This window comes from Paracoccus sp. BR5-17 (assembly GCF_055693925.1).
Genome location: NZ_JBVFUV010000003.1, coordinates 357,672 through 383,404, shown reverse-complemented (window position 1 = coordinate 383,404; position 25,733 = coordinate 357,672). Strand labels below are relative to the sequence as shown.

At 70.1% G+C, this 25,733-nt stretch carries 25 protein-coding genes and 1 pseudogene; 15 read left to right on the top strand and 11 right to left on the bottom strand.

The window, feature by feature from the left end:
- Window positions 1-57: 57 nt before the first annotated feature.
- The 3 genes from ACZ1HC_RS03135 to ACZ1HC_RS03125 are packed head-to-tail and all read left to right on the top strand — an operon-like array spanning window position 58 to window position 2,789.
- Complete coding sequence (locus ACZ1HC_RS03135) at window positions 58-1,428, top strand: MATE family efflux transporter (protein WP_472698710.1); 1,371 nt, start codon at window positions 58-60, stop codon at window positions 1,426-1,428.
- Between the two features lie 30 nt (window positions 1,429-1,458).
- Window positions 1,459-1,695 carry an Lrp/AsnC ligand binding domain-containing protein gene (locus ACZ1HC_RS03130; RefSeq protein WP_472698709.1) on the top strand — a complete coding sequence of 79 codons (237 nt, stop codon included), beginning with the start codon at window positions 1,459-1,461 and terminating at the stop codon, window positions 1,693-1,695.
- Entirely contained in the window at window positions 1,695-2,789 is a 1,095-nt protein-coding gene (locus ACZ1HC_RS03125; RefSeq protein ID WP_472698708.1) for a pyridoxal phosphate-dependent aminotransferase, read from the top strand. The genes ACZ1HC_RS03130 and ACZ1HC_RS03125 overlap by 1 nt, the downstream gene beginning before the upstream one ends.
- Before the next feature lie 71 nt (window positions 2,790-2,860).
- Here ACZ1HC_RS03125 and ACZ1HC_RS03120 read toward each other — a convergent pair.
- Together ACZ1HC_RS03120 and ACZ1HC_RS03115 are read right to left on the bottom strand one after the other, a co-directional pair.
- Window positions 2,861-5,949 (bottom strand): annotated as a pseudogene (locus tag ACZ1HC_RS03120) (valine--tRNA ligase).
- Between the two features lie 100 nt (window positions 5,950-6,049).
- Window positions 6,050-6,481 (bottom strand): Lrp/AsnC family transcriptional regulator, encoded by a 432-nt coding sequence (locus ACZ1HC_RS03115; protein WP_472698707.1) that lies wholly within the window; start codon window positions 6,479-6,481, stop codon window positions 6,050-6,052.
- Between the two features lie 175 nt (window positions 6,482-6,656).
- On the opposite strand from ACZ1HC_RS03115, the gene ACZ1HC_RS03110 reads away from it, so the two are divergent.
- On the top strand, window positions 6,657-7,811 hold the full coding sequence (locus ACZ1HC_RS03110) for a type III PLP-dependent enzyme (RefSeq protein WP_472698706.1): 1,155 nt from the start codon (window positions 6,657-6,659) through the stop codon (window positions 7,809-7,811).
- Between the two features lie 69 nt (window positions 7,812-7,880).
- Here ACZ1HC_RS03110 and metF read toward each other — a convergent pair whose 3' ends face one another.
- Window positions 7,881-8,753 carry a methylenetetrahydrofolate reductase [NAD(P)H] gene (gene metF, locus ACZ1HC_RS03105; protein WP_472698705.1) on the bottom strand — a complete coding sequence of 291 codons (873 nt, stop codon included), beginning with the start codon at window positions 8,751-8,753 and terminating at the stop codon, window positions 7,881-7,883.
- Window positions 8,754-8,843: 90 nt separating this feature from the next.
- On the opposite strand from metF, the gene ACZ1HC_RS03100 reads away from it, so the two are divergent.
- From ACZ1HC_RS03100 to ACZ1HC_RS03090, 3 genes are all read left to right on the top strand, one after another.
- Window positions 8,844-9,797 carry a LysR family transcriptional regulator gene (locus tag ACZ1HC_RS03100; RefSeq protein WP_472698704.1) on the top strand — a complete coding sequence of 318 codons (954 nt, stop codon included), beginning with the start codon at window positions 8,844-8,846 and terminating at the stop codon, window positions 9,795-9,797.
- A 30-nt stretch (window positions 9,798-9,827) separates the two neighbouring features.
- Window positions 9,828-10,616, top strand: coding sequence for an inositol monophosphatase family protein (locus tag ACZ1HC_RS03095; RefSeq protein WP_472698703.1), 789 nt, complete (start codon window positions 9,828-9,830; stop codon window positions 10,614-10,616).
- Between the two features lie 62 nt (window positions 10,617-10,678).
- Complete coding sequence (locus ACZ1HC_RS03090; protein WP_472698702.1) at window positions 10,679-11,650, top strand: DMT family transporter; 972 nt, start codon at window positions 10,679-10,681, stop codon at window positions 11,648-11,650.
- Window positions 11,651-11,670: 20 nt separating this feature from the next.
- Here the strand turns inward: ACZ1HC_RS03090 and ACZ1HC_RS03085 are convergent, their stop codons facing one another.
- Window positions 11,671-13,722, bottom strand: coding sequence for a lytic transglycosylase domain-containing protein (locus tag ACZ1HC_RS03085; protein ID WP_472698701.1), 2,052 nt, complete (start codon window positions 13,720-13,722; stop codon window positions 11,671-11,673).
- Window positions 13,723-13,829: 107 nt separating this feature from the next.
- On the opposite strand from ACZ1HC_RS03085, the gene dapA reads away from it, so the two are divergent.
- Window positions 13,830-14,705 carry a 4-hydroxy-tetrahydrodipicolinate synthase gene (gene dapA, locus ACZ1HC_RS03080; RefSeq protein ID WP_472698700.1) on the top strand — a complete coding sequence of 292 codons (876 nt, stop codon included), beginning with the start codon at window positions 13,830-13,832 and terminating at the stop codon, window positions 14,703-14,705.
- A gap of 99 nt (window positions 14,706-14,804) precedes the next feature.
- Window positions 14,805-14,978: a hypothetical protein gene (locus ACZ1HC_RS03075; RefSeq protein ID WP_472698699.1), complete on the top strand. Its 174-nt coding sequence runs from the start codon at window positions 14,805-14,807 to the stop codon at window positions 14,976-14,978.
- 39 nt (window positions 14,979-15,017) lie between these two features.
- Here ACZ1HC_RS03075 and ACZ1HC_RS03070 read toward each other — a convergent pair whose 3' ends face one another.
- Complete coding sequence (locus ACZ1HC_RS03070; RefSeq protein WP_472698698.1) at window positions 15,018-15,617, bottom strand: HNH endonuclease; 600 nt, start codon at window positions 15,615-15,617, stop codon at window positions 15,018-15,020.
- 182 nt (window positions 15,618-15,799) lie between these two features.
- Between ACZ1HC_RS03070 and ACZ1HC_RS03065 the strand changes: the two genes are divergently transcribed.
- A complete protein-coding gene (locus tag ACZ1HC_RS03065; RefSeq protein ID WP_472698697.1) occupies window positions 15,800-16,225 on the top strand; it encodes a VOC family protein in 426 nt (141 codons plus the stop codon).
- 64 nt (window positions 16,226-16,289) lie between these two features.
- Here the strand turns inward: ACZ1HC_RS03065 and ACZ1HC_RS03060 are convergent, their stop codons facing one another.
- From ACZ1HC_RS03060 to ACZ1HC_RS03050, 3 genes are read right to left on the bottom strand one after another with little or no spacing between them, the layout of a single operon-like run.
- Entirely contained in the window at window positions 16,290-16,943 is a 654-nt protein-coding gene (locus ACZ1HC_RS03060) for an alpha/beta hydrolase (protein WP_472698696.1), read from the bottom strand.
- The gene (locus ACZ1HC_RS03055; protein WP_472700767.1) at window positions 16,940-17,524 is read right to left on the bottom strand and encodes a DNA-3-methyladenine glycosylase family protein; all 585 of its coding nucleotides are present in this window, start codon (window positions 17,522-17,524) and stop codon (window positions 16,940-16,942) included. The genes ACZ1HC_RS03060 and ACZ1HC_RS03055 overlap by 4 nt, the downstream gene beginning before the upstream one ends.
- A gap of 43 nt (window positions 17,525-17,567) precedes the next feature.
- Window positions 17,568-18,194, bottom strand: a complete 627-nt coding sequence (locus ACZ1HC_RS03050) for a GntR family transcriptional regulator (protein ID WP_472698695.1) — start codon at window positions 18,192-18,194, stop codon at window positions 17,568-17,570.
- A gap of 149 nt (window positions 18,195-18,343) precedes the next feature.
- On the opposite strand from ACZ1HC_RS03050, the gene ACZ1HC_RS03045 reads away from it, so the two are divergent.
- The 5 genes from ACZ1HC_RS03045 to ilvD all read left to right on the top strand — a co-directional run bounded on the left by ACZ1HC_RS03045 (window position 18,344) and on the right by ilvD (window position 22,703).
- Window positions 18,344-18,529, top strand: a complete 186-nt coding sequence (locus tag ACZ1HC_RS03045) for a hypothetical protein (protein WP_472698694.1) — start codon at window positions 18,344-18,346, stop codon at window positions 18,527-18,529.
- Between the two features lie 9 nt (window positions 18,530-18,538).
- Window positions 18,539-19,738 (top strand): UbiH/UbiF family hydroxylase, encoded by a 1,200-nt coding sequence (locus ACZ1HC_RS03040; protein ID WP_472698693.1) that lies wholly within the window; start codon window positions 18,539-18,541, stop codon window positions 19,736-19,738.
- 71 nt (window positions 19,739-19,809) lie between these two features.
- Window positions 19,810-20,364 carry a pyridoxamine 5'-phosphate oxidase family protein gene (locus tag ACZ1HC_RS03035; protein WP_472698692.1) on the top strand — a complete coding sequence of 185 codons (555 nt, stop codon included), beginning with the start codon at window positions 19,810-19,812 and terminating at the stop codon, window positions 20,362-20,364.
- 93 nt (window positions 20,365-20,457) lie between these two features.
- Entirely contained in the window at window positions 20,458-20,772 is a 315-nt protein-coding gene (locus ACZ1HC_RS03030; protein WP_472698691.1) for a DMT family transporter, read from the top strand.
- 92 nt (window positions 20,773-20,864) lie between these two features.
- Window positions 20,865-22,703, top strand: a complete 1,839-nt coding sequence (ilvD, locus tag ACZ1HC_RS03025; RefSeq protein WP_472698690.1) for a dihydroxy-acid dehydratase — start codon at window positions 20,865-20,867, stop codon at window positions 22,701-22,703.
- Here the strand turns inward: ilvD and nagA are convergent.
- From nagA to ACZ1HC_RS03010, 3 genes are read right to left on the bottom strand one after another with little or no spacing between them, the layout of a single operon-like run.
- Complete coding sequence (gene nagA, locus ACZ1HC_RS03020; protein ID WP_472698689.1) at window positions 22,690-23,814, bottom strand: N-acetylglucosamine-6-phosphate deacetylase; 1,125 nt, start codon at window positions 23,812-23,814, stop codon at window positions 22,690-22,692. The two genes, ilvD and nagA, sit on opposite strands and share 14 nt — an antisense overlap.
- On the bottom strand, window positions 23,811-24,647 hold the full coding sequence (locus ACZ1HC_RS03015) for a glucosamine kinase nucleotide-binding domain-containing protein (RefSeq protein ID WP_472698688.1): 837 nt from the start codon (window positions 24,645-24,647) through the stop codon (window positions 23,811-23,813). Before ACZ1HC_RS03015 ends, nagA begins: the two co-directional genes overlap by 4 nt.
- Window positions 24,648-24,671: 24 nt before the next feature.
- Window positions 24,672-25,709, bottom strand: a complete 1,038-nt coding sequence (locus ACZ1HC_RS03010; RefSeq protein ID WP_472698687.1) for a YcjF family protein — start codon at window positions 25,707-25,709, stop codon at window positions 24,672-24,674.
- Between the last annotated feature and the right edge of the window lie 24 nt (window positions 25,710-25,733).

Genomic DNA, 25,733 nt, shown 5'->3' with positions numbered 1-25,733 from the left:
AGGCCCGCCGGCGCTTTGCCGATTGTGCGGTCGCCGGCGCCGCAGTATGGCGGGATCATGTCCCGCTTCCTGCCTCATATCACCGCGACCCTGTCGCTGGGCCTGCCGCTGATCGGCAGCCATCTGGCGCGCATGGCCATCGGCGTGGGCGATACCGTCATGGTCGGCTGGTACGGGGTCGAGGCCCTGGCCGGGCTGGTCATCGCCACGTCGTTCTTCCACATCCTGTTCTTTCTGGGCATGGGCTTCGGCACCGGCGTCCTGGGCCTGATCGCCACGGCCATCGCCCGCCGCGACGAGGCCGATGTCCGGCGCGCCACGCGCATGGCGCTGTGGCTGTCGTCGGGCTTCGGCCTGGCGGGGATGCCGCTGATGTGGTTTTCCGAACCCATCCTGTCGGCGCTTGGCCAGTCACCGGCCGTCGCGCAGCATGCGCAGGACTACCTGCGCATCGCCGGCTGGGGCCTGGGCATCGTCCTGTGCCAGCTGACGCTGAACTCGTACCTGGCGGCGATGGAGCGGACGCAGGTGGTGATGTGGGTGACGCTGGCCGGCCTGCCGGTCAATGCCGGCCTGAACTGGGTGCTGATCTTCGGCAATCTGGGGGCGCCGGAACTGGGCGTGCAGGGCGCGGCGATCGCCAGCCTGACGGTCCAGATCCTGCAGCTTCTGATGCTGGTCGGCTATGCCGCCTGGCTGCCGATGGCGCGCAAATACAGCCTGTTCCACCGCCTGTGGCGACCCGACTGGCCCGCCCTGCGCAGCGTGGCGGCGCTTGGCCTGCCCATTGGCCTGACCATGGTGGCCGAGGGCGGGCTGTTCGTCGGCTCGAACATCATGATGGGCTGGATCGGCACCCGGGAACTGGCCGCCCACGGCATCGCCCTGCAGATCACCGCCATCGCCTTCATGGCGCATCTGGGGCTGTCCAATGCGGCGACCATCCGGGTCGGGCAGGCCAAGGGCCGCAACGACCGCCGCTTCATGCGCGACGCGGCCGTGACCGTCACCGGCATGTCGCTGGCCTTTGCCTGCATGACCATCGTGCTGTTCCTGACCGCCGCCGCGCCCTTGGTACGGCTGTATCTGGACCCGGCCGATCCGCAGGCGGCGGCGATCGTGCAGATCGGCACCGGCCTTCTGTTCTTCGCCGCGCTGTTCCAGCTGGCCGACGCCATGCAGGTGCTGGCGCTCGGCTTCCTGCGCGGGGTGCATGACACCCGCGTGCCCATGTGGATCGCGGGCTTCAGCTACTGGGTGGTGGGGATGCCGGTCGCCTGGGGGCTGGCCTTCCCGCTGGGCTTCGGGCCTGCCGGGCTGTGGCTGGGGCTTTGCGTGGGGCTGACGGTGGCGGCCGCGCTGCTGCTGACGCGGTTCTGGCGGGGACATTCGCGCGGGGTCTGGACCCGTCCCGCCGTGGCGGTCTAACCTGCGCCCGATCCACAAGGGAGGCTGCCGATGCGACCCGTCTTCGTCCAGTTCCGCTGCGAGCCCGGCAAGACCTATCAGGTCGCCGAGGCCATCTATGACCGCGAAGTGGTCAGCGAACTCTACTCGACCTCGGGCGACTACGACCTGATCGCCAAGGTCTACATCCCGGAAGACGAGGATGTCGGCCGCTACCTCTCCGAAAAGCTGTTCGACATCCCCCATATCAGCCGCACGCTGACGACCATGACCTTCCGCGCCTTCTGATGGTCCGCCTTTCCCCGATCCCCGCCGGCCTGCCGGCGACCGTGCCCTTCGTCGGTCCCGAAACGCTGGAACGCCGGGCAGGCCGCCCCTTCGCCGCGCGGCTTGGCGCCAACGAGAACGGCTTCGGCCCCAGCCCGCGCGCCATTGCCGCGATGCAAAAGGCGGCGGCCGAGGTCTGGAAATACGGCGATCCGACCAGCTTCGATCTGACGCAGGCCCTTGCCGCGCATCACGGCGTCCGGGCGGAAAACATCGTCGTGGGCGAGGGGATCGACGCCCTTCTGGGGCTGCTCGTGCGCCTGACCGTGGCGCCGGGCGATGCGGTGGTGACCTCGGACGGGGCCTATCCCACCTTCAACTTCCACGTCACGGGTTTCGGCGGCGCGCTGGAGAAGCTGCCCTATCGCCACGACGCCGAGGACCCGCAGGCGCTGCTGGACCGCGCGGCAACCACCGGCGCGCGGCTTCTCTATCTGGCCAACCCCGACAACCCGATGGGCAGCTGGCACGAGGGCAGGGTGATCGAGGCGATGCTGGACGACCTTCCGCCCGCGACGCTGCTGGTCCTGGACGAAGCCTACGCCGAATTTGCCCCTGCCTCCGCCCTTCCTGCCATCGCCGCCGACGACCCGCGCGTGATCCGTCTGCGCACCTTTTCCAAGGCCTACGGCATGGCCGGCGCTCGGGTGGGCTATGCGATCGGCCACCCCGACCTGATCGCGGCCTACGACCGGGTGCGCAACCATTTCGGGGTGAACCGCATCGGCCAGGCCGGCGCGCTGGCCGCGCTGCAGGACCAGGACTGGCTGGCGCAGACCGTCGCCCGCGTCGGCGCCGCACGGCAGCGGATCACCACCATCGCGGCAAGCAGCGGCATGGCGGCGCTGCCTTCGGCCACCAACTTCGTGGCCGTCGATACCGGCCGCGACGGCGCCTTCGCCCGCCGGCTGGTCGATGGGCTGGCGGCCGAGGGCGTGTTCATCCGCATGCCCGGCGTGGCGCCCCTCGATCGCTGCATCCGCATCAGCTGCGCGCCCGATCCCGAACTGGACATCCTGGAACAGGCCCTGCCGCGGGCGCTCGCGCGGCTCTGAGACTTCTTCTTTGTCCAAATACCCCCGCCGGAGGCACCCGCACGCGCCGCAGGTGCCCCATCGGCAAGGGCTTACATCGCCGCCAGCTGCGCCAGCGCCGCCGTCAGCCGGGCGATGTCATCGTCAAGCGCCGCCAGCTTCTCGCGGGTTTCCTCGATCACCTCGGGCTCGGCGTTCTCGACGAAACGGGGATTGCCCAGGCGCTTGCGCAGCCCGTCCGCGTCCCTTTCGGACTTGGCCAGCGATTTCTGAAGCCGCGCGGTTTCCGCCGCCGCGTCGATCACCGCGCCGATCGGCAGGGCCAGGCTTGCCCCCTGGACGGCGACGGCGATCATGCCCTTGCCTGCCACGCCGTCCACCGGCGCGTTGACCCGGGCCAGCCGTTCGATCAGCGGGCCGTTGGCAGCCAGGGCGGCGCGGGCGGCGGGATCGGCCTCGGTCACGATCAGGTCCAGCTTGGCACCCGCAGGCACCCCCATCTGCGCGCGGGCGGACCGCACCGCCTCGATCAGCGAGATCACCCAGTTCATCTGCCGGTCGGCCTCGGCGTCGATCAGGTCCGCCCCATAGGCCGGCCAGTCGCCGTGGACCAGCATCTTCGGCCGCTCGCCGGTCAGCCGCCACAGTTCCTCGGTCACGAAGGGCATGATCGGGTGCAGCAGCAGACAGCACTGGTCCAGCACCCAGCCCATGGTCGCGCGCGTCTCCTCGGCATGGTCGCCGTCGAACAGCGGCTTGGCGAATTCCACATACCAGTCGCAGACCTTGCCCCAGACAAAGGCGTAAAGCCCGTTCGCCGCGTCGTTGAAGCGATAGGACGACAGCGCCTCGTCCGTCGCCACGCGGATCCGCGCGACCTCGCCGATGATCCAGCGGTTGACGGTGTGGCTTGGCCGGGGCAGGGGCCGCCGCCGCGCACCCCGTTCATTTCGGCAAACCGCGCCGCGTTCCAGATCTTGGTGACGAAGTTCCGCGCGCCCTCGACATGCTTCGGGCCCAGTTTGGGGTCGCGGCCCATCGCGGCCATTCCGGTCAGCGTCATGCGCAGCGCGTCGGCGCCGTAGTCGTCGATCAGGCTCAGCGGGTCGATGACGTTGCCTTTCGACTTCGACATCTTGGCGCCCTTCTCGTCGCGCACCAGGCCGTGGACATAGACGGTGCGGAAGGGCACGTCGCCCACCACTTCAAGCTGCATCATCATCATGCGGGCGACCCAGAAGAAGATGATGTCGAAGCCGGTCACCAGCACGTCGGTCGGGAAATACCTGCGCAGTTCCGGCGTGTCCTCGGGCCAGCCCAGCGTGCCGATCGGCCACAGCCCCGACGAGAACCAGGTGTCCAGCACGTCCGGGTCGCGCCAGACCGGATAGATCAGCCGGGTCGGATCCTGCGTGAGGTTGTAATCGGCCAGCGCGCGGGCAAAGGCGTCGATCGCCGCGTCGCGATCCGCGACCTCGACAACGCGGGCGACCTCCAGCGGCTGGGGCAGGCCCGCGATCAGGTCGCGGAACTGCCCGGCCGCCTCGGAGAAGCTGACAGCCGCGCGGTGGATGGCATCGCGGTGGACCAGGCCCTCCTCGAGCAGGGCGAACAGTTCCACGTCGTCCAGGTTGCCATCATGGTCATCCTCGACCTGTCCTTCCACCGACAGATCCAGCCCGTACCACACCGGGATCTGATGGCCCCACCACAACTGGCGGGAAATCGTCCAGGGTTCGATGTTCTCGAGCCAGTTGAAATAGACCTTGCGGTGCTGCTCGGGCAGGATCCGGGTGCGGCCGTCGCGCACCGCATCAAGCGCCGGGCCGACGATCCGGGCAGTGTCCACGAACCACTGGTCGGTCAGCATCGGCTCGATCACCACGCCGGACCGGTCGCCGAAGGGCTGCATGATCGGCTTGGCCTCGACCAGGGGGCGGCGCTCCAGATGCTCGGCCCCGGTGTCGCGGTCGATCTCCTTGTGCAGGATGGTGACGGCCAGCCCCTCGGCGTTGATCTGCCCGATCACCCGCCGCCGCGCCTCGAGACGGTCCAGCCCGCGCAGATCCTCGGGCACCAGGTTCACGGCCGAGACGTCGCCCACATCCTCGCCCCGCGCGGCGCGGGTCGCGATGGCGGCGGATTCCGCATAGGACAGCCCGTCCGACCGCATCGCGCCCTTGGTGTCCATCAGCGCATACAGCGGGATGCCGTGGCGCATCGCCACGCCGTAGTCGTTGAAGTCATGCGCCCCGGTGATCTTGACCGCGCCGCTGCCGAAATTCGGATCGGGATATTCGTCGGTGATGATCGGGATCAGGCGGCGATGCGCCTTGGGTCCCACCGGGATCTCGCACAGCTTGCCGACGATGGGGGCGTAACGCGCATCCTCGGGATGCACCGCCACCGCGCCGTCGCCCAGCATGGTTTCGGGCCGGGTCGTGGCGATGCTGATATAGTCCCGCGTCTCGCGCAGGGTGATGTTCCCGTCCGCGTCGCGTTCGACGTAATCATAGGTCTCACCGCCCGCGAGCGGGTATTTGAAATGCCACATGTGGCCGGGAACCTCGCGGTTTTCGACCTCCAGATCGCTGATGGCGGTCTCGAAATGCGGATCCCAGTTCACCAGCCGCTTGCCGCGATAGATGATGCCCTTGTTATAGAGATCCACGAAGACCCGGATCACCGCATCGTGGAAATTGCCATCTTCGCCCGCTGGCGCGCCGGGGGCGCCCGACATGGTGAAGGCGTTGCGCGACCAGTCGCAGGATGCCCCCAGGCGCTTCAACTGGTTGATGATGGTGTCGCCGGATTCCTGCTTCCAGGCCCAGATCTTTTCCACGAAGGCCTCGCGCCCGATCTCGCGGCGGTCGGGTTCCTGGCGCTGCGCCATCTGGCGTTCGACGACCATCTGGGTGGCGATGCCGGCATGGTCCTGACCCGGCTGCCACAGCGTGTCGAAGCCGCGCATCCGGTGCCAGCGGACCAGGATGTCCTGCAGGGTGTTGTTGAAGGCATGGCCGATATGCAGGCTGCCCGTGACGTTCGGCGGCGGGATCATCACCGAGAATGTCTCGGCGCGCGAGGCATTGGCCCCGGCGGCGAACGCGTTCGTCTGTTCCCATTCGGCGCTGATCCTGGCCTCGGCGGCCCTGGCGTCAAAGCTTTTGTCCATGCTCATCGTGGCTGATCCCCTTCGCTTGGCCAAGGGATTAGCGAAACCGGCGACAAAGGCCAAGAGACAGGACCGCCGTCGCCGCCCCCGGCCGCGCGCGCCCCGGTCAGAGCGCGCGGTCCAGCTTGGTCGTCAGGTGGATCAGGCTTTCATGCGACCGGATGCCGTCGATGGCGCCGATCCGGTCCAGGGCCTCGTCCAGTTCTGCGGTCGATCCGCTGACGATCTGAACCAGCAGGTCGATGCGCCCGCTGGTGGTGTGGATGCGTTCGACCTGGGACATCGCCTTCAGCCGCGACAGGATGGCGGGCTGGCTGCGCGGCTCGATGGCCAGCAGCACGGTGGCGCGGATGCGGCCGCGCGTGGCGGCATCGCCCAGGCGCAGCGTATAGCCGGCGATCGCGCCCGAGGCCTCCAGCCGCTCCAGACGGGCCTGCAGCGTGGACCGCGCCACCTTCAGCCGCCGCGCCAGAACCGCGATCGAGGTGCGGGCGTCCTGGGACAGTTGCGCCACGATGTTGCGGTCCAGGTCATCCATCGGCGCGCGCATCCCTGTCTGGTCACAATGACATGAAGTTCGTCATATTAACTGGGGAAGACGACGAATCTACCCTTTTCATCGGTGAAAATGGAACCCAAAAGCGCCACTCTGGATTACGGGGCTTCGACCTGTCGCCCTGCCTTGGCTTGAACGCGCGAAAGGACCCCGCCCCATGGGAACACAGAAGACCGTCTGGGACAATCCGGCCGACCTCATCCGCCATCTTCAGCCCGACCACCCGGTGATGGCCTTCGCCCCGACCGTCCTGCAGGACCGGGCGCGGCAGTTCCTGGAAGGTTTTCCGGGGCTGGTCACCTATGCCGTGAAGTCGAATCCCGACGAGGCCGTGATCCAGAACCTCGTGACGGCGGGCATCCAGGGCTTCGACGTGGCCTCGCCCTTCGAGATCGACCTGATCGGCCGCCTGGCCCCCCGCGCCGCGCGCCATTACCACAACCCGGTCCGGTCGCGGCGCGAGATCGCCCACGGCGTGCGCGAGGGGATCCGCGCCTGGTCGGTGGACAGCCGCAGCGAACTGGACAAGCTGTTCGAGCAGGTGCCCACCCATGTGGACGGCAAGGGGGTAGAGATCTCTCCCCGCTTCAAGCTGCCGGTCCTGGGCGCGGCCTATGACTTCGGGTCGAAGTTCGGCGCCACGCCGGAACTCGCGGCGGACCTTCTGCGGCTGGTGGCGGAACGGGGCTATGTCGCCTCGCTGACCTTCCATCCGGGCACACAATGCACCGACCCGATCGCCTGGGAAAGCTATATCCGCGTCGCGCGCGAGATCTGCGACATGGCGGGCGTGCGGGCGCGTCGGCTGAACGTGGGCGGCGGCTTCCCCTCGCATCGCGTCGTGGGGGTCGAGCCGGATCTTCCCTCGATCTTCGCCGAGATCGGCGACACGGTGGCGGAATGCTTCGGCGACGATGCCCCCGCGCTTGTCTGCGAACCGGGGCGCGGCCTTTGCGCCGATGCCTACGCCCTGATCGCCCGGGTCAAGGGGGTGCGCGACGGGGCCGGCGTGTTCCTGAACGACGGCGTCTATGGCGGGCTGGCGGAACTGCCGATCATCGGCAATATCGACCGGATCGAGGTCCTGACCCCGCAGGGCAAGCCCCGCACCGCCGAGCGCAGCGGCCGCGTGATCTTCGGCCCGACCTGCGATTCCGTGGATCGCCTGCCGGGCGAACTGTCGCTTCCCGAGGACATCGCCGAGGACGACTATGTGATCTTCCACGGCGCGGGCGCCTATTCGGTCGTGACCAACACGCGCTTCAATGGCTTCGGCGCGATGACCCGCGCCACGGTGATGGGCTTCGACTAGGCCGCATCTTCTGTGCGCAAATATCCTCCGGGGGTCGGGGGTGGAAAACCCCCGTTCCACGGGTGCCGCTCAGGCCACGGCGCCCAGATCGCGCAGGGGCCGTGCCCCCAGAGCCCGGCAGACCGCCAGCGTCAGGTCGGGCCGGTTCAGCGTGTAGAAATGCAGCCGCTCCACGCCCCCGTCCAGCAGCGCCTGGCACAGCGTGACGCAGACCTCTTCGGACAGCGCGCGTTCCGCCGCCGGACCCCGGGCGGCGGCGGCACCGAACGCCTCCTCGGCCCAGGCGGGCACGCTGGTGCCGCAGGCCGCGGCGAAGCGTTTCGTCCCGGCCCAGCCCTGGATCGGCAGGATGCCGGGGATGATCGGCGCCTCGATCCCCGCAGCCGCGCATTTGTCCCGGAAGCGGAAGAAGGTGTCCGCCTCGAAGAAGAACTGGGTGATGGCGCTTGTCGCGCCCGCGTCGATCTTGCGCTTCAGCCAGGCCACGTCGGCGTCCGTCCCGCTGCTGTCGGGATGCGCTTCGGGATAGGCGCCGACGCGGATCGTCATGTCGCCGCGCGCCGCGATTGCCTCGATCAGCTCGACCGTGTCGGCAAAGCCCTCGGGGTGGGGGGTGAAGCGGTCCTGGCCCTTCGGCGCGTCGCCGCGCAGGGCCACGATCTCGCGGATTCCGGCATCGGCATAGGCCTGCACGATCTCCATCGTCTCGGCCCGCGTGGCCTCGACGCAGGTCAGGTGGGCGGCAACCGGCAGGCCGTAGTGGCGGTGGATGGTCGTCACCGCCTCGTGCGTCAGCTTGCGGGTGGTGCCCCCCGCGCCATAGGTGACCGACACGAAATCCGGGGCCAGCGGCGCCAGGGCCCGCGCGGTTTCCCACAGCCGGAAGGACGCATCCAGCGTCTTGGGCGGAAAGAACTCGAAGCTGATCTTGGGGCGGGGCATGGCGATTCCTTTGGCTCCGGGCGCTTGTGCCATGCCGCAGTCTGTGAGACAAATTCATAATCCTCAAGATCAACATGAGACCGCCTCACCATGCACCTTGAACTGCGCCACCTGCGGACGGTCCGCGCGATCCATGAACAGGGAGGTCTCGCCCGCGCAGCCGAAGTGCTGAACATCACGCAATCGGCCCTGTCCCACCAGGTCAAGGCGCTCGAGGAGCAGGCGGGGGTCGATCTGTTCGTCCGCCGCGCCAAGCCGATGCGCCTGTCGCCCGCGGGGATGCGCCTGCTGCGGCTGGCCGAACAGGTGCTGCCGCTGGTCGCCGCCACCGAGGCCGAGTTCAAGGGCGTCGAGGCCGGCCGCATCGGGCGGCTGCACATCGCCATGGAATGCCACGCCTGCTTCGACTGGCTGCTGCCGGTGCTGGACATCTTCCGCCGCGCCTGGCCCGAGGTGGACCTGGACATCCGCCAGCGGCTGGCCTTCGGCGCGCTGCCCGCACTGGCGCGGCAAGAGGTCGATCTGGTGATCTCCTCCGACCCCGAGGAGATGGCAGGCATCACCTACCAGCCGCTGTTCGACTATGCGCCGACGCTGGTGGTGCCGGCCGGCCATCCGCTGGTGGCGAAAGGCCATGCCGATCCCGCGGATCTGGCGGGCGAGACGCTGATCACCTATCCGATGGACCGGGCGCGGCTGGACGTCTTCAGCCAGTTCTTGACGCCGGCGGGGGTGGAACCGGCGCAGCAGCGCACCGTCGAACTGACCGCCGTATCGCTGATGCTGGTGGCCTCTGGCCGGGGCGTGGCGGTGATGCCCGACTGGGTGCTGCGCCGCGAATCCGCCAATGCGGAAATCGCCATGCTGCCCCTGACCCGCAGCGGCATCATCCGCCGACTTTACGCGGCGGTGCGGTCCGAGGATCTGGGCCAGCCCTACATGGCCCATGTGCTGCGCCTGTCGCGGACCGAACCCCTGCGGATGCTGCGGGGCGCCGCCGCCTTAGCCCCCGGCGCTTCACATTCCCGCGGCTTGCCCCTATGACGCCCCCAACCCCATGTCCCGAGGAATGCTATGGCAAGCGCCAATCTGAACGTCATGATCAAGGCCGCCCGCAAGGCCGGGCGCAGCCTCGTCAAGGATTTCCGCGAGGTCGAGAACCTTCAGGTCAGCGTCAAGGGCGCGGGCGACTTCGTCAGCAAGGCCGATCAGGAGGCCGAGCGCATCATCAAGGAAGAACTGCGCGGCGCGCGTCCCAACTATGGCTGGCTGGGCGAGGAAACCGGCGAGGAAGCGGGCGAGGATCCGACCCGGCGCTGGATCGTCGATCCCTTGGACGGGACCACCAACTTCCTGCACGGCCTGCCGCACTGGGCGGTCAGCATCGCCCTGGAACACAAGGGAGAGATCGTCGCCGCGGTGATCTTCGACGCCGCCAAGGACGAGCTGTTCGTGGCCGAAAAGGGCGGCGGGGCCTTCATGAACGACCAGCGGCTGCGGGTGTCGGGCCGGCGGCGGATGGACGAATCGCTGTTCGCCACGGGCATACCCTTCGCCGGCAACGGCCCCCTGCCGGCCGCGCTGCAGGATCTGGCCCGCCTGATGCCGCTGACCGCCGGCGTGCGCCGGATGGGGGCCGCGGCCCTGGATCTGGCCTATGTGGCGGCGGGCCGCTATGACGGCTATTGGGAACGGGGCAACAAGCCTTGGGACGTGGCGGCCGGCATCCTGATGGTGCGCGAGGCCGGCGGCTTTGTCGAAGGCATCCGCGACGGCGACAGCCCGCTGGAATCCGGCCGCCTGATCGCCGCCAATCCGCAACTCTTCGAGCCGCTGGCCAAGGTCATCCGCAGCCGCGACTGAGTTGCAGCGCCTGCAAGGCCGGCTTGCCTTGACCTTGGGGCGGCAGGGGCGCATGGCGGCCCATGACCCGGGGACCCGCCATGCCAGAGAGCCACGACGACCAGCCCTATGCCGCATCGGCGGCCGCTGCCGCGGCCCCGCCGCCCGTTCCGCCGCCCACGCGCGGCAGCGGCGACCGCACCGGGCTGGCCATTCTGCTGATGTGCGCGACCAGCCTGATCTTCGCCGGGCAGGATGCCTTCTCGCGGCTGCTGGGATCGCAATACCCGCCGCTGCTGATCGTGATGATCCGGTACTGGGTCTTCGCCCTGTTCGTGATCGCGATGGTTTCCCGCCAGCCGGGCGGCCTGCGCCGGGCGATCCGCACCAGAAGGCCGGCGACGCAGATCCTGCGCGGCACCCTTCTGGTGATCGAGACCACCCTGATGGTCGAGGCCTTCGTTCGCCTTGGCCTGGTCGGCACCCATGCCATCTTCACCGCTTATCCGCTGCTGGTCGCCGCGCTGTCGGGCCCGATCCTGGGCGAGCGGGTCGGCTGGCGCCGCTGGACGGCGATCGGCGTGGGCTTTCTGGGCATCCTGATCATCCTGCAGCCGGGCGGCACGGCGCTCAATCCCGGCGCGCTGCTGGCCTTCGTGTCGGCGCTGATGTTCGCGGTCTACGGGTTGCTGACGCGGCACGTGTCGCGCGACGATCCGGCGCAGGTCAGCTTTTTCTGGACCGGCATCGCCGGGGCCGCCACCATCACGGTGCTGGGCATCCGTCACTGGCAGTGGCTGGCGCCGGGCGACTGGATCTGGATGGGGATCCTCTGCGCCCTGGGGATCCTGTCCCACTACCTGCTGATCCGGGCCTACGAACTGGCCGAGGCCTCGGCCCTGCAGCCCTTCGCCTATACGCAGCTTGTCTGGGTCAGCGCGATCGGCGTGCTGGTCTTCGGCGAGGCGCTGCACATGAACGTGGTGATCGGCGCGGCGATCGTCGTCGCGGCGGGCCTGTTCACGCTGTGGCGCGCAAGGCTGAAGGCCGCCTGACGGGCGCCTGGCGCGCAGCCCTAGCGAGCCGAGGCCTCGACGGCGACCGGCAGCCAGCCCGGGGGCAGGCGCGGCCCGATGAAGGGCTTTTCCGCCGGCCGCGCGGACAGGGCCAGCGTCAGCCGCGCCGCGGGTGGCGGCATCAGCCCGCCGCCGGTCAGATCCCAGGCCGGAACAAGCGGCGCGGGCTTGCCGTGGATGCGGGCGCGATAGACGGGCATCGCCTCGGTCACGCGCATCACGTAGTTGCGGGTCTCGTCGAACGGGATCAGCTCCACCCATTCGACCGGATCGGCGTCGCGGCGCAGGTCGCCGAAGTCGCGCAGCCAGCGGGCGGGGCGCCCCGGCCCGGCGTTGTAGCCCGAGGCGATCAGCGCCGTCGAGGCGCCAAAGCGGCCGCGCAGCCCGGCCAGATAGGCCGCGCCCAGCCGGGCGTTGTAGGCCCCGTCGGACGTCAGCCGCCCCAGGTCATAGGGTTCGCGGATCTGGCGGGCCATCTGCTCGGCGGTGGCCGGCATCACCTGCATCAGGCCGCGCGCGCCCACCGGGCTACGGGCTGCGGGGTTGAACTCGGATTCCTGGCGGGCGATGGACAGCACCAGTTCGGGCGGTACGCCGAAGTCGGTGTGCTGCAGCCCGGTCAGCGGAAAATGCGCCGCGGGATGGATCACGCCCTTGTCGGCCGCGCGCTTGGACAGGCGCAGCCCGTGCCAGGGCATCCCCGCGTCATGCATCAGCCGGGACATGCGCAGGATGTCCTGGGGCGGGGCGGTTTCCGACAGGTGCAGGAAGAATCGCTGCGCCTCGTCCGGGCGGCCGGTGGCCAGCAGCCACAGCCCGGCCTGAAAGACCGTGCTGTTGCCCAGCGCCGATCGGCGCCAGTCGGGCAGGGGACCGGGATCGGCAAGGTCGGCAGGCATGGGCACGCCGACCCGTTCGGCGGCAAGCTGGCCGTAATAGGTCCCCGGCATCGCCGCCGCCTGCCGGAAGGCCGCATCCGCCGCCGCCTGATCGCCAAGCGCCTGATGCGCGCGTCCCTGCCAGTAGAAGGCCCGGGACCGGCTGATCTGGCTGCCCACAACGGTCTCCAGGTGCCGAAAATGCGCCAGGGCGCGGTCCGCCGCCCCCTGCTTCAGCGCCGCGAAACCCGCCAGCCATTCCAGATCGGCATAATGGCGGTTGTCCTGGGGCAGGAAATGCGGGCGGGCAAGCGCCTCGGCCCGCGCCCAGTCGCCGTTGCGCATGGCCAGCCGGGCATAGTCCACCCGCATCGGCGCCCATGCGGCGGGGTCGCGCAGCGCCGTGGCGCTGCCAGAGGCCGCCAGCATCAGCGCCTGCGCGCCATCATGCTGCTTGGCGCGGACCCGCCACAGATAGCGGTCCAGCGTCAGGCCCGGATCGGCGCGCGCCGCATCGGGCAGGGCCAGGATCAGGTCGTCCACCCCCGCGCGGCCCGCCTGCAGCGCGATCCGCGCGGCCAGCAGCGGCCGGTCGCCCTGGGGCAGGCGGGGCAACAGGCGTTCGGCCTGGGCCCATTCCTGCCGGTCCAGCATCGCCACGGCCCGCGCCGTCATCAGCGGTGCCAGTTCCGCCTCGTGCGCGGCCAGGAAGGCCGCCTCCTCGGCCGCCGTCAGCGGAGTGCCGGTCCAGAACCGGGCGCGTTCGGCCGCCGCGGCCTGCGGGTCGAGGATGGCAAGATAGGCGGTTTCCGCCGCCAGCGTCTGGGGCAGGCGGGCGCCGAACCAGTCGCGCAGGTCCTGCGCCGGCAGGTCCGGGCGCAGCCGGGCATCGCCCTGTTCGCGCAGCAGCGCCAGTCCCGGCCAGTCGCCATAGGCCCGGACAAAGTCGACATAGTCGCCGATCTGGCCGTGGCCCGCGCGCATCGCCTGCCAGCCGACCAGCGCCTCGGCCATCGGTCCCGACCGGCGCGCAGCGTCGCGGGCGGTGATCCAGTCGCGGGCATCCGCCGCCGACAGCGCCAGGGCCATCGCGCCGGCGTCCTCGGCCCGGGCCGGGCCAAGGGGGGCCAGCATCAGCAGCCCGGCGGCTATCATGTCGCGCAGAAGTCGCATCACCGCCCTGTGTCGCCGCCCCTTGCCCGCGAGGCAATTCACAACCTTGGCAAGTTCCCCCAGCCCGTTAATCAGGCCCGCAAAGCAATGCTGCAAGGAAGCGTGTCATGTTCAAGGGATCCCTGCCCGCCCTGGTCACGCCGTTCACCGAGGACGGCGAACTGGATCTGGACAGGCTGAAGGCCCTGGTGGACTGGCATGTGGAACAGGGCAGCCATGGCCTTGTTCCCGTCGGCACCACCGGCGAAAGCCCCACCCTGACCCATGACGAGCATCGCCTGGTGATCGAGGAAGTCGTGCGCGCCGCGGCCGGGCGCATCCCGGTCATCGCCGGCGCCGGATCGAACAGCACCCGCGAGGGCATCGGCCTTGTCCGCCACGCAGCCGAGGTCGGCGCCGACGCCGCCCTGGTCGTGACGCCCTATTACAACAAGCCCACGCAGGCGGGGCTGATCGCGCATTACACCGCCCTGGCCCAGGCGTCGGACCTGCCGATCATCATCTACAACATCCCCAGCCGGTCGGTCATCGACATGACCCCGGAAACCATGGGCGAGCTGGCGAAACTGCCCACGATCATCGGCGTCAAGGACGCCACCGGCAGGCTCGAGCGGGTCAGCCAGCAGCGCATCACCTGCGGCCGCGACTTCGTGCAGCTCTCGGGCGAGGACGCCACCGCGCTGGGCTTCAACGCGCATGGCGGGGTGGGCTGCATCAGCGTGACCGCGAACGTGGCACCCAGGCTCTGCGCCGAGTTTCAGGAGGCGACGCTGGCGGGCGACTATGCGAAGGCGCTGGAATGCCAGGACCGGCTGATGCCGCTGCACGTGGCGATCTTCGTCGAACCGGGGCTGGTGGGGGCGAAATACGCGATGTCGCGGCTGGGGCTTTGCCACGAACGGGTCCGGCTGCCGCTGGTGGGGCTGACAGATCCGACACGGCGGCAGATCGACGCGGCGCTTGCCCATGCCGGCCTGATCTGAACGCGCCGCCGGCAGGCAGGCAAAAACCTGGCGGACCGTCACGGTCTTCTTTTCAAGCGGCTCCTTGCGCCCCATATTGGCGGTGAGGAGACGATCGCCATGCCCCTGCCGCATTTCCTGTTCCTGATCGCCGCGGTCATCCTGATCGCCGCCCTGACGCTGTGGCTGTCTTTCGCTGCAGGCATCCCCTTGGTGGCGTTGTCGCTGATCGCGCTGTCCGGGGCGGTGTTCGTCCATCTGGCGCAGCGCGACAGGCACGACCACGACGCCTGAAGCCGTCCCTGCGGCCCGCTGCGGGCTTGCAGCCGGGGGTCAGCTTTCCAGTTCGGCGTCCCAGTACAGGAAATCCATCCAGCTTTCATGCAGGTGATTCGGCGGAAACCGCCGCCCGGCCGCGTGCATTTCCTCGGGCGTGGGCTGCCTGGGCTTGCGGCGCAGGCTCATCCCGGAATGGCGCAGGCTGCGGTTGGCCTTGCGCAGGTTGCAGGGCGAACAGGCCGCCACGACATTGTCCCAACTGGTGACGCCGCCGCGCGACCGGGGCACGACATGATCGAAGGTCAGATCCCCCTTAGCGCCGCAATACTGGCAGCAGAACTCGTCCCGCAGGAAAAGATTGAAGCGCGTAAAGGCTACGCGCTTCTGGGGTTTCACATAATCCTTCAGAACCACGACCGAGGGCAGCCGGAACGCCTGCCGCTGACTTCGCACCACCTCGTCGTATTCGGCGATGATGTCCACGCGGTCCAGGAAGGCCGCCTTGATCGCCTCCTGCCAAGGCCAGAGCGAGAGCGGGTAATAGGACAGCGGCCGATAGTCCGCGTTCAGCACAAGCGCGGGGTGATGGCGCAGGCTGGCTGGCTCGCGCACGAACTGGGTCCGGAAATCCGCCTGATGTCGGTCGTCTAGCATGCAGCCTTCCCGTCTTCCCCCGCAGGGTGGTCGGGGGCGCCCGTCAGATCCATCACCGCAACTATATATCGCGTCGGGCCGCTGGCAACCCCCCAATCTGTTCGGCGCGGCAGGGGATCCGGATCCGCGCGGCGCGCACAGGACGGATTGCCCGGCGGCCGCGGACATGGCAGCCTGCGCCCATGAGCCAACCGCCACCCCCTGTTCTCGGCACGCTGGAATCGGCCCTTTACGCCGATGACCTGGACGCCGCCCGGGCCTTCTGGGCCGAGGTGATGGGCCTCGAGCCCTTCCAGAGCGTCCCCGGCAGGCACGTTTTCTTCCGCGTGGCCCCCTCGCAGGTTCTGCTGGTGTTCAACCCGGCCGCCACCGGGCAGCCGCCCGGCCCCGGTGCCCGCCTGCCGGTTCCCCCGCATGGCGCCCGGGGGCAGGGGCATTTCTGCCTGTCGGTCCAGCCCGATCACCTGGACGCTTGGCGCGCCCACCTGACCGCCCGCGGCATCGCCATCGAGGCGGATTTCCAATGGCCCAACGGCGGGCGGTCCATCTATCTGCGCGATCCCGCGGGCAATTCGATCGAACTTGCCGACCCCGCCATCTGGGCCTGACGGGGGCCATCTTCTGTGCGCAAATATCCCGCGGGGGTCCGGGGGCGCGAAGCCCCCGGCCTTGTCATTTTCCCAGCCGGTCCTTCACGAAGCGCAGCGCGACCGACAGACCGTCGGCCGAGATCCCGTGCCCGGTTCCCTTCATCACATGGCTGCTGACGGCAAAGCCCGCCTGTTGCAGCGCCTGGGATGCAAGCTGCATGTCCTGGAACGGCACCATCGGATCCTGGTCGCCGTGCAGCAGCAGCACCGGCGGCCTGACCCTGGCCTCGGCCGCCAGCAGTTCCGGCGCCAGCAGGCGGCCCGAGAACCCGACGATGCCGGCGACGGGCTCGGCCCGGCGCGGCAGGACGTGCAGCGCCATCATCGTGCCTTGCGAAAATCCCACCACGACCATCCGGTCCGCCGTCAGCCCCTCGTCCGCCAGCACCCCGTCCAGCCAGGCGTTCAGCAGGCCGACCGACCGTGCCATGGCGTCGCGCGCCTGCGCCTCGCTCGACCCGTCCAGCCAGGGAACGGGAAACCACTGATAGCCGAAGGGGTTGTTGATGCTGCGCTCGGGCGCGTCGGGGGCGTGGAAGGCGACGCCCGGCAGATGCGGCGACAGCGGCTCGGCCAGGCCCAGCAGATCCGCGCCGTCCGCGCCATAGCCGTGCAGGAAGACCACCACCGCATCGGCCTTCGCCGGTCCCTTGCGGGCTGTTGTCAGAACGCTCATGTCACTCCCTCGCGGCCTTTCGCCAGATGGTAATAGGCCCACAGCCCCCGCGCCGCAACCGCACGCCAGGGCCGCCAGGGTTCGGCCATCTGGCGCAGGGCGGCCGGGCCGGGGCGCAGTTCCAGGCCGTACATGATCCGCGCGGCCTCCTGCAGCGCCAGATCGCCGGCCGCGAAGGCGTCCGCCCGGCCCAGCGCGAACTTCAGATAGATCTCGGCGGTCCAGACGCCGATGCCGGGCAGGGCCGTCAGCGCCGCGATCACCTGGTCGTCGGGCAGCTCCCGCAGCCCGTTCCAGTCCAGGCCCGCCGCCGCCACGGCCCGAAGATAGCGCGCCTTGGGCCGCGACAGCCCCGCCGCACGCAGGCTGTCGTCGTCCGCCGCCGCGATGGCCGCTTCGCTCCGCAACCCGGCCGCGCCCATCCGCGCCCAGATCGCTTCGGCCGCCGCGACCGAGATCTGCTGCGAGACGATGGCCGAGGCGATGGCCTCGAAGCCGTCGCTGCGCCGGCGCAGGGGCAGGGGGCCGATCCGCGGCGCCACGCGCGCCCAGACCGGGCAGACCGCCACCAGATGCGCCATGCCTTCCGACAGGTCGGCCTCGGAGCCGATCAGGCGCGGGCGCTCAGTCACGGTCCGCCGCCGCCTCGAGCTTCAGCCGCGTCTCCCAGGCCATCGAGATATGCTGCCGCAGCGCCCTGTCCGCCGCCGGCCCGTCGCCCGCCGCGATGGCGTCCACGATCCGCTTGTGTTCGGCCAGGGCGGTTTCGCTGCGCCCCTCGGCGGCCAGCGATGTGCGCGCCATCAGCGCCATCGACCGATGCACCAGGTCAAGCTGCTGCACCAGATAGCGGTTGTGCGAGGCCAGGTGGATCTGGTGGTGGAAGCGCTTGTTGGCGCGGGCCAGCGCCTCGGGGTCGCCCACGGCCTTCTGGTCGTCCTCGACCATCTGCGCCAGCACCCGGACCTCCTCGGGGGTGGCGTGGCGGGCGGCCAGGCGGGCCGCCAGGGCCTCGAGCTCGGCGCGGACGGTATAAAGTTCCGCCAGCTGGTTGTGGTCCAGCGACGCGACGATCAGGCTGCGCCCGTCGCGCACCAGCATGGCCTGCGTTTCCAGCCGCTGCAGCGCCTCGCGCACGGGGGTGCGGCTGACGCCGAAGCGTTCGGCCAGTTCCGATTCGACCAGCCTGTCGCCGGGGCGATAGGTGCCGGATTCGATCGCGGCCAGGATCAGGGAATACGCGTCCTTCATGGCCTGCACGATTGGCCGCGCATCCGCCGATTGCAAGGCCGCTGTTCCCGGATCCGCATGGGGTTCCTGCGCGGGGCCTTGCGCCAGATTGCCCTTGCCGACCGGTTGGGCCACAATCGGGGCCGGACGCGCCCATCAACAGGTTTGCCATGACCCACGCTACTCGCAAGACCGCCAATCGCCTGACTTTTCCTGTCCTTGCCCTGATCGCCGTGGTTCTGGCGCTGGGCGTCCTGGCCGTCGCCCTGATCGGCCTGCCGGCGCTTGGCCTGCTGGGTCTGGTGCTGACGGCGGTGGTTTTCGCGGTGATGCTGCTGTTCACCGCCGGAAACTAGGCGCGGCATATGATCGCAGGCGATCCTTCGCGAACCGACATCCTGGTGTCCGGCGGCGGCGTCGCCGGGCTGATCGCTGCCGTGGCCTTCGGGGCGCAGGGCCGTTCGGTCCTCTGCGTCGATCCGGCCGCGCCGGTGACGGACGAGGCCGCCGAGGGCGCCGATCTGCGGACCACGGCCTTCCTGACGCCCGCGGTCGGCCTGCTGCGGCGGATCGGGCTGTGGGACCGGCTGGCGCCCCACGCCACGCCCCTGCAGGTGATGCGGATCGTCGATGCCGGCGGCGCGCAGCCGGTGGCGCGGCTGATCCGCGATTTCGACGCCTCGGAAATCGGCGACCAGCCCTTCGGCTGGAACCTGCCCAACTGGCTGCTGCGGCGAGAGATCCTGGCCCGGCTGTCCGGGATGGAGAACGTCCGCTTCCAGCCCGGCACCGGCACCGCCGGCGTCCTGGCCCGGGACGAGGGCGCGCTGGTGACGCTGACCGACGGCCGGCGCCTGCGGGCGCGGCTGCTGGTGGGCGCGGACGGGCGCGATTCGCCGGTCCGCCAGGCGCTTGGCATCGGCGTGCGGACCTTCCGCTATGGGCAGAAGGCCCTGGCCTTCGCGGTCACGCACGACATCCCCCACGGCAACGTCTCGACCGAGATCCACCGCTCGGGCGGGCCGTTCACGCTGGTCCCGCTGCCCGACCGCGACGGCAGGCCCTGTTCGGCCGTCGTCTGGATGGAGACCGGCCGCGACGTGGCGCGCCTTGCCGCCCTGCCGCCCGCCGCCTTCGAGGCCGAACTGAACGCCCGTTCCGCCGGGGTGCTGGGCCATCTGGCGCTGGCGACCCGGCTGACGCAATGGCCGATCATCAGCCAGATCGCCCACCGCTTCGCCGGCCCCCGTACCGCCCTGATCGCCGAGGCCGCCCATGTGGTCCCGCCCATCGGTGCGCAGGGCCTGAACATGAGCCTGGCCGACCTGTCGGCGCTGCTGGACCTGTCGGGCGACCGGCCGGGCGATCCGGCGGGCCTTGCCGCCTATGACCGCGACCGCCGCCCCGAGGCCTTTGCCCGGCTGCTGGGCATCGACGCGCTGAACCGCGCCAGCCAGACTTCGATCCGCCCGCTGCGCGACCTGCGCGCGGCGGCGCTGGGCGGGCTCTACGGCATTGCTCCGGTGCGGCGGCTGATGATGCGGGCCGGGCTGGGGATGCGCTGAGGGGGAAGCCGGCAGGGAACGGGCCTCGCGCCCGGGCGTTTCTGCGCCACCGCAGAGCCCCGAGGATCGCCATGCCTGCCCCCGATGCCCCCCACCCGCAGAACCCCGGTCCGAAAGACCCCGAACCGCAGGACTCCGCCCCCGATCCTGATGTCATCGACCGCATCTGGACCCTTGCCGGAAAGCTGGACCCCTGCATGTTCGTCACCCAGGACGGCCAGGGCCAGCGGGTCCGCCCGGTCTTCGCCCGCGTCCGCCGCGACGAGGGGGCGATCTACGTCCTGTCCGACGGCAAGGGCTGCAAGCTGGACCAGATCGCGGCGAACCCCCATGTGGCGCTGGCCTTTTCCGATGAGCGCGCGAATGACTACGTGGTCATCAACGGCATCGCCGAGGTCCGCCACGACCCCCAGAAGGCCCGCGACCTGTGGCGCTTTTCCGACGAGACCTTCTTCAAGGCGCCCGACAATCCCGATCTGCGGGTCATCACGGTGCGGCCGGTTGCGGCGGAACTGTGGGACGGCAGCAACCTGCTGATAACCGGCACCAAGATGCTGGCCGAACGGCTGCTGGGCGCCAGGACCCGCCTGGTCGAGAACGCGCAGGTCGATCGCCTGCGGCCTTGAACGCCGGCGCCCGCGCCCGTACCTGGGGTAGAGAGGACGACCTCCCCGTGACGGGCGACATGCCGGGACGACCCGGCCAGCAGGGGGTCCGTCATGGCCTGGTTCCATCTTGTTCTTGCCGGCCTTCTGGAAATCGTCTGGGCCACGGCGATGAAGCAGTCCGCCGGCTTCACGCGGCTTCTGCCCACGGTGGTCATGGTCGCCGGCATGATCGGCTCGTTCTGGCTGCTGGCGCTTGCCATGCGGACGTTGCCGCTGGGAACCTCTTATACCGTCTGGGTGGGCATCGGCGCGGTCGGGGCCTTTCTGCTGGGCATCGTGCTGTTCGGCGAACCCGTCACCCCCGCGCGCCTTCTGGCCGCCGCCCTGATCGTGGCGGGCATCGTCACCATGAAGCTGGCCTCGTGACGGTCGAAACGAACCGCAAACGCACGCAATCGGCAATTTCCTTCCGCCGCCAACGGTGTTAAAACCGCGCGCCAGCCAGAGGAGTGCCTGCCATGCCCGCCTATCGTTCCCGCACCACCACCCACGGCCGCAACATGGCGGGCGCGCGCGGCCTGTGGCGGGCGACCGGGGTGAAGGACAGCGATTTCGGCAAGCCGATCATCGCCATCGTCAACAGCTTCACCCAGTTCGTGCCGGGCCATGTCCATCTGAAGGATCTGGGCCAGCTGGTCGCCCGAGAGGTCGAGGCCGCGGGCGGCATCGCCAAGGAATTCAACACCATCGCCGTCGATGACGGGATCGCGATGGGCCATGACGGGATGCTGTATTCGCTGCCCTCGCGCGAGATCATCGCGGATTCGGTGGAATACATGGTCAACGCCCATTGCGCCGATGCGATGGTCTGCATCAGCAACTGCGACAAGATCACGCCGGGGATGCTGATGGCGGCGCTGCGGCTGAACATCCCGGTGGTCTTCGTGTCCGGCGGCCCGATGGAGGCCGGCAAGGTCATCCTGGACAGCGGCAAGGTCAAGGCGCTGGATCTGGTCGATGCCATGGTCGCCGCCGCCGATGATCGCATCTCGGATGCCGAGGTCGAGGTGATCGAACGCTCGGCCTGCCCGACCTGCGGATCCTGTTCGGGCATGTTCACCGCCAATTCCATGAACTGCCTGACCGAGGCGCTGGGCCTGGCGCTGCCCGGCAACGGATCGACGCTTGCCACCCATGCCGACCGCAAGCGCCTGTTCGTCGAGGCCGGCCATCTGGTCGTCGATCTGGCGCGCCGCTACTACGAAGGCGACGACGCCAGCGTGCTGCCCCGCTCGATTGCCAGCTTCAAGGCCTTCGAGAACGCGATGACCCTGGACATCGCCATGGGCGGGTCCACCAACACCGTGCTGCACCTGCTGGCCGCCGCGCACGAGGCGGGCGTCGATTTCACCATGTCCGACATCGACCGCCTGTCGCGGCGCGTGCCGGTGCTGTGCAAGGTCGCCCCCGCCAAGGACGACGTGCACATGGAGGACGTCCACCGCGCCGGCGGCATCATGGGCATCCTGGGCGAACTGGACCGCGCGGGCCTGCTGCACACCGATGTCGGCAGCGTCCATGCCGGGTCCCTGGCCGAGGCGCTGGACCGCTGGGACGTGATGCGCACCGACGCCGCGTCCGTCCACGACTTCTACCGCGCCGCGCCGGGGGGCGTGCCGACGCAGGTCGCGTTCTCGCAGGACCGGCGCTATGATTCGGTGGATACCGACCGCAAGTCGGGCGTGATCCGGGCGGCAGACCATGCGTTTAGCCAGGACGGCGGGCTGGCGGTGCTGTATGGCAACCTGGCCGAGGACGGCTGCATCGTGAAGACGGCGGGGGTGGACGAATCGATCCTGACCTTCACCGGCCGCGCGCATATCTTCGAAAGCCAGGACGATGCGGTGTCGGGAATCCTGACCGGCAAGGTGGTCCCCGGCGAGATCGTGCTGATCCGTTACGAAGGCCCGCGCGGCGGGCCGGGGATGCAGGAGATGCTCTATCCCACCAGCTATCTGAAGTCGAAGGGGCTGGGCAAGGCCTGCGCGCTGGTGACCGACGGGCGCTTCTCGGGCGGCTCGTCGGGGCTGTCGATCGGCCATGTCTCGCCCGAGGCGGCCGAGGGCGGCACCATCGGCCTGGTCGAACAGGGCGACACGATCCGCATCGACATCCCGAACCGGGTGATCCACTTGGAGGTGGACGACGCGACCCTGGCCGCCCGCCGTGCGCAGCGCGAGGCCCTGGGCTGGAAGCCCGCCAAGCCGCGCCAGCGTCAGGTCTCGACCGCGCTCAGGGCCTATGCCGCGATGACCACCAGCGCCTCGCGCGGCGCGGTGCGCGTCATCCCGGAGTGACCGGCTGGCCGGCGATCCAGACGGATTGCAGGCCCCAGTCGTCGTCCAGAAGCACCAGATCGGCGCGCCTGCCTTCGCGCAGCGCGCCGTACTCGCCCGCCAGGCCGGCGGCGCGCGCGGGCTCCGACGTGGCCATGGCCAGCGCCCGTTCGGGGGCGATCCCCGCCTGATCGACCAGCACGCGGATCGCCTGATCCATACGCAGATCCGCCCCGGCCAGGGTGCCGTCCGCCAGCGTCAGCCGCCCGTCGCGGCGGTGGATGATCCGGCCTTGCAAGGCCATCCGGGTCAGGTCGGTGCCGGCGAAGGCCATGCAGTCGGTGACCAGGAAGATGCCTTCGGGGCGCGCCGCCAGGGCCGCGCGCATCGCCGCCGGGTGGACATGGACCCCGTCCGCGATCAGCCCGGCCCGGGCGTCGCCCGCCAGCACCGCGCCGACCAGGCCGGGGGCGCGGTGGCCCATCTGGCTCATGGCGTTGAACAGATGCGTGACAAGCCGCGCGCCCGCCGCAAAGGCGGCGCGGGCGGTGTCGTAATCGCAGTCGCTGTGGCCCAGGCTGACGACCGCACCGGCGCGCGACAGCGCGGCGATCTGGTCGGGCGTCGCGGCTTCGGGCGCCAGCGTCACCATCAGCACCGGCAGGGCGCGCGCGGCATCGCAAAGGCGCGCCAGATCCTCGGGCGTCATCGGGCGGATCAGGGCCGGGTCATGGGCGCCGTGGCGGCGCGGGTCCAGATGCGGGCCTTCCAGATGCAGGCCCAGAAAGCCGGGGGTGCCGATCGCGCGGATGCCCGCGGCGATGACGGACGCCGTGGCGTCAGGGCTGTCCGAGATCAGCGTGGGCAGCACCCCCGCGCAGCCAAGCCGCTGGTGCGTGGCGCAGATCCGGCGCAGCGCCGCGGGATCGGTGCCGCCGTCCACCATCAGCCCGCCGCCGCCATTCACCTGCAAATCCAGGAACCCGGGGGCGAGGGTGCCGTTCAGCCGCGTGACAGGCCCGGCCTTGGCAACCGGAAGCACGGCGGCGATGCGGCCGCCCTCGATCACCACGGCATGATCGGCCAGCATCCGGCGGCCGTCGAAGACGCGCGTCGCGGCCAGGACCGTCATGCCGCCCCGGCCATCTGCCGCGCCATCAGCAGCGCCCCGTCCACCCCCGACCCAAGCGCCGGGCGCTGCGGCCAGTCCGTCAGCCGCGCCGCATAGGCGGGGCCAAGCCCGCCCACGAAGACCACCGGCAAGGGCGCATCGCCTTGCAGGACGGTCAGGATGTGGCGCACATCGGCCAGGGCCGCATCCAGGACCTGCCGCGCCGCCGGGTCGTCGCCCGAGACGATGCCTGGGGCGAAGGCGGCGAAATCGGCGGGGCTGGCGGTGTTGCCGAAGCGGATGATGCCCTCGATGCCGCCGAGCGTTTCCAGGATTTCCTGCAGCAGGGGGGTCATGGCCGCGAAGCCGTCTGCGGCCCGCATCGCCAGAGCCAGCAGCGCCCGGCCCAGAACGGCGCCCGATCCCTCGTCGCCCATCAGAAAGCCGCGCCCGCCCACCTGGCGCAGATCGCCGCCGCGCTGCACGGCAAAGACCGATCCTGTGCCGATCGCGGCCAGGATGCCGTCCTGGGTGCCCAGGGCTCCGCGGGCCGCCGTCACCGCGTCGTTGACGATCCGCATCCGGGCGAAGGGCAGCAGCCCCGCCAGCCGTTCGGTCGCGGCCGTCATCGTGCCGCCCGCAAGGCCCAGCGCGGCGATGAGGTCGCGCGGGTCGGCGCCGGTCCCCTCGATCGCCCGGGCCGTGGCGGCCATGATGTTGACCGCCGCGCCCTCGACATCGCTGTTGATGTTGGCGGGCCCGCCCTGGCCCTGGCCGATGATCCGGCCGTCCGCGTCCGACACCGCCGCCCGGCAGCCGCTGCCGCCCCCGTCGATTCCCAGAAAGAACGCCATGCCCTGTCCCCCTTCGGGACGGTTCTAGCCGCGTTCCCCGGATCCGAACAGCCCGCGCAACCCCCGCGTGACCAGGTTGCCGACCCGGGGGCGCGGCTGGGCCAGGAAGGGCAGGGGACGGCAGACCTCCATCGCGGCGATGCCGACGCGGGCGGTCAGGGCGCCATTCACCACGCCCTCGCCGAAGCGGCGCGACAGCTTGGAAAGCATCCCGCCGCCCGCGACGGTCTCGATCAGGTCGTCGCCGGCAGCCACCGCGCCGGTCGCGACCAGATGGGTCATCACCGTGCGCGCCAGCCGCCAGCCGCCGACCGCACCGGCCCGGCCGCCATAGATCTCGGCCATGCGGCGGATCATCCGCAGGTTCGCCGCCAGGGCCGCAGCGACATCGGCAAGCGCCAGCGGGATCAGCGCGGTGGCGGTGGCCACGGTGCGGGCGGCGGCCTCGATCTCGCGGCGGGCATCCTGGTCGAGGCCCGCCAGCAGTTCCGTTTCGGCCATCGTCAGCAGGGTGCGCGCATCGAAGGCGTCGCCCCGGCCGTCGGCCAGCCGCCTGCGGCCCCAGTCCAGTTCCGGCCGGTCGCGGTAAAGCGCCAGCAGGTCGTCGGCCACCGCACGGGCCTTGTCCATGCTGTCGCCTGCCAGGGCCGCGCCGGCCTGCCGCTGGATGGCGTCGATCCGGGCGAACCGCGCCCAGGCCCGGTATTCGCGCCAGGCCATGCCCAGGGCCGCCAGCGTGAACAGCGCAAACAGCGCAACCCCGATCCAGCCCAGCACCGGATAGCGGTTCAGCAGGTCGTTGATGAAGTTCAGCGCCGCGATCGACAGCAGGAAGGTGAACAGCGCCACGCCGGAATTGACGAAGAACCGCGTCAGCCGCGACGGGCGCCGCCCGACCAGCCGGGCCACCATCTCCATCGTGCGGGGGCGGGGCAGGACGGCATCGGCGGCGTCGATGGGCGGGGCGTCGGCCGGGTTCGGGCCGCCGTCGCCTTCGCGTTCGTCCTGGCTGGGACCGGGACGGGCATCGGCGGCGGCAGGGGCGTCCAGTTCGATCAGCACCGGGCCGCGGCGGGGGGTGTATCG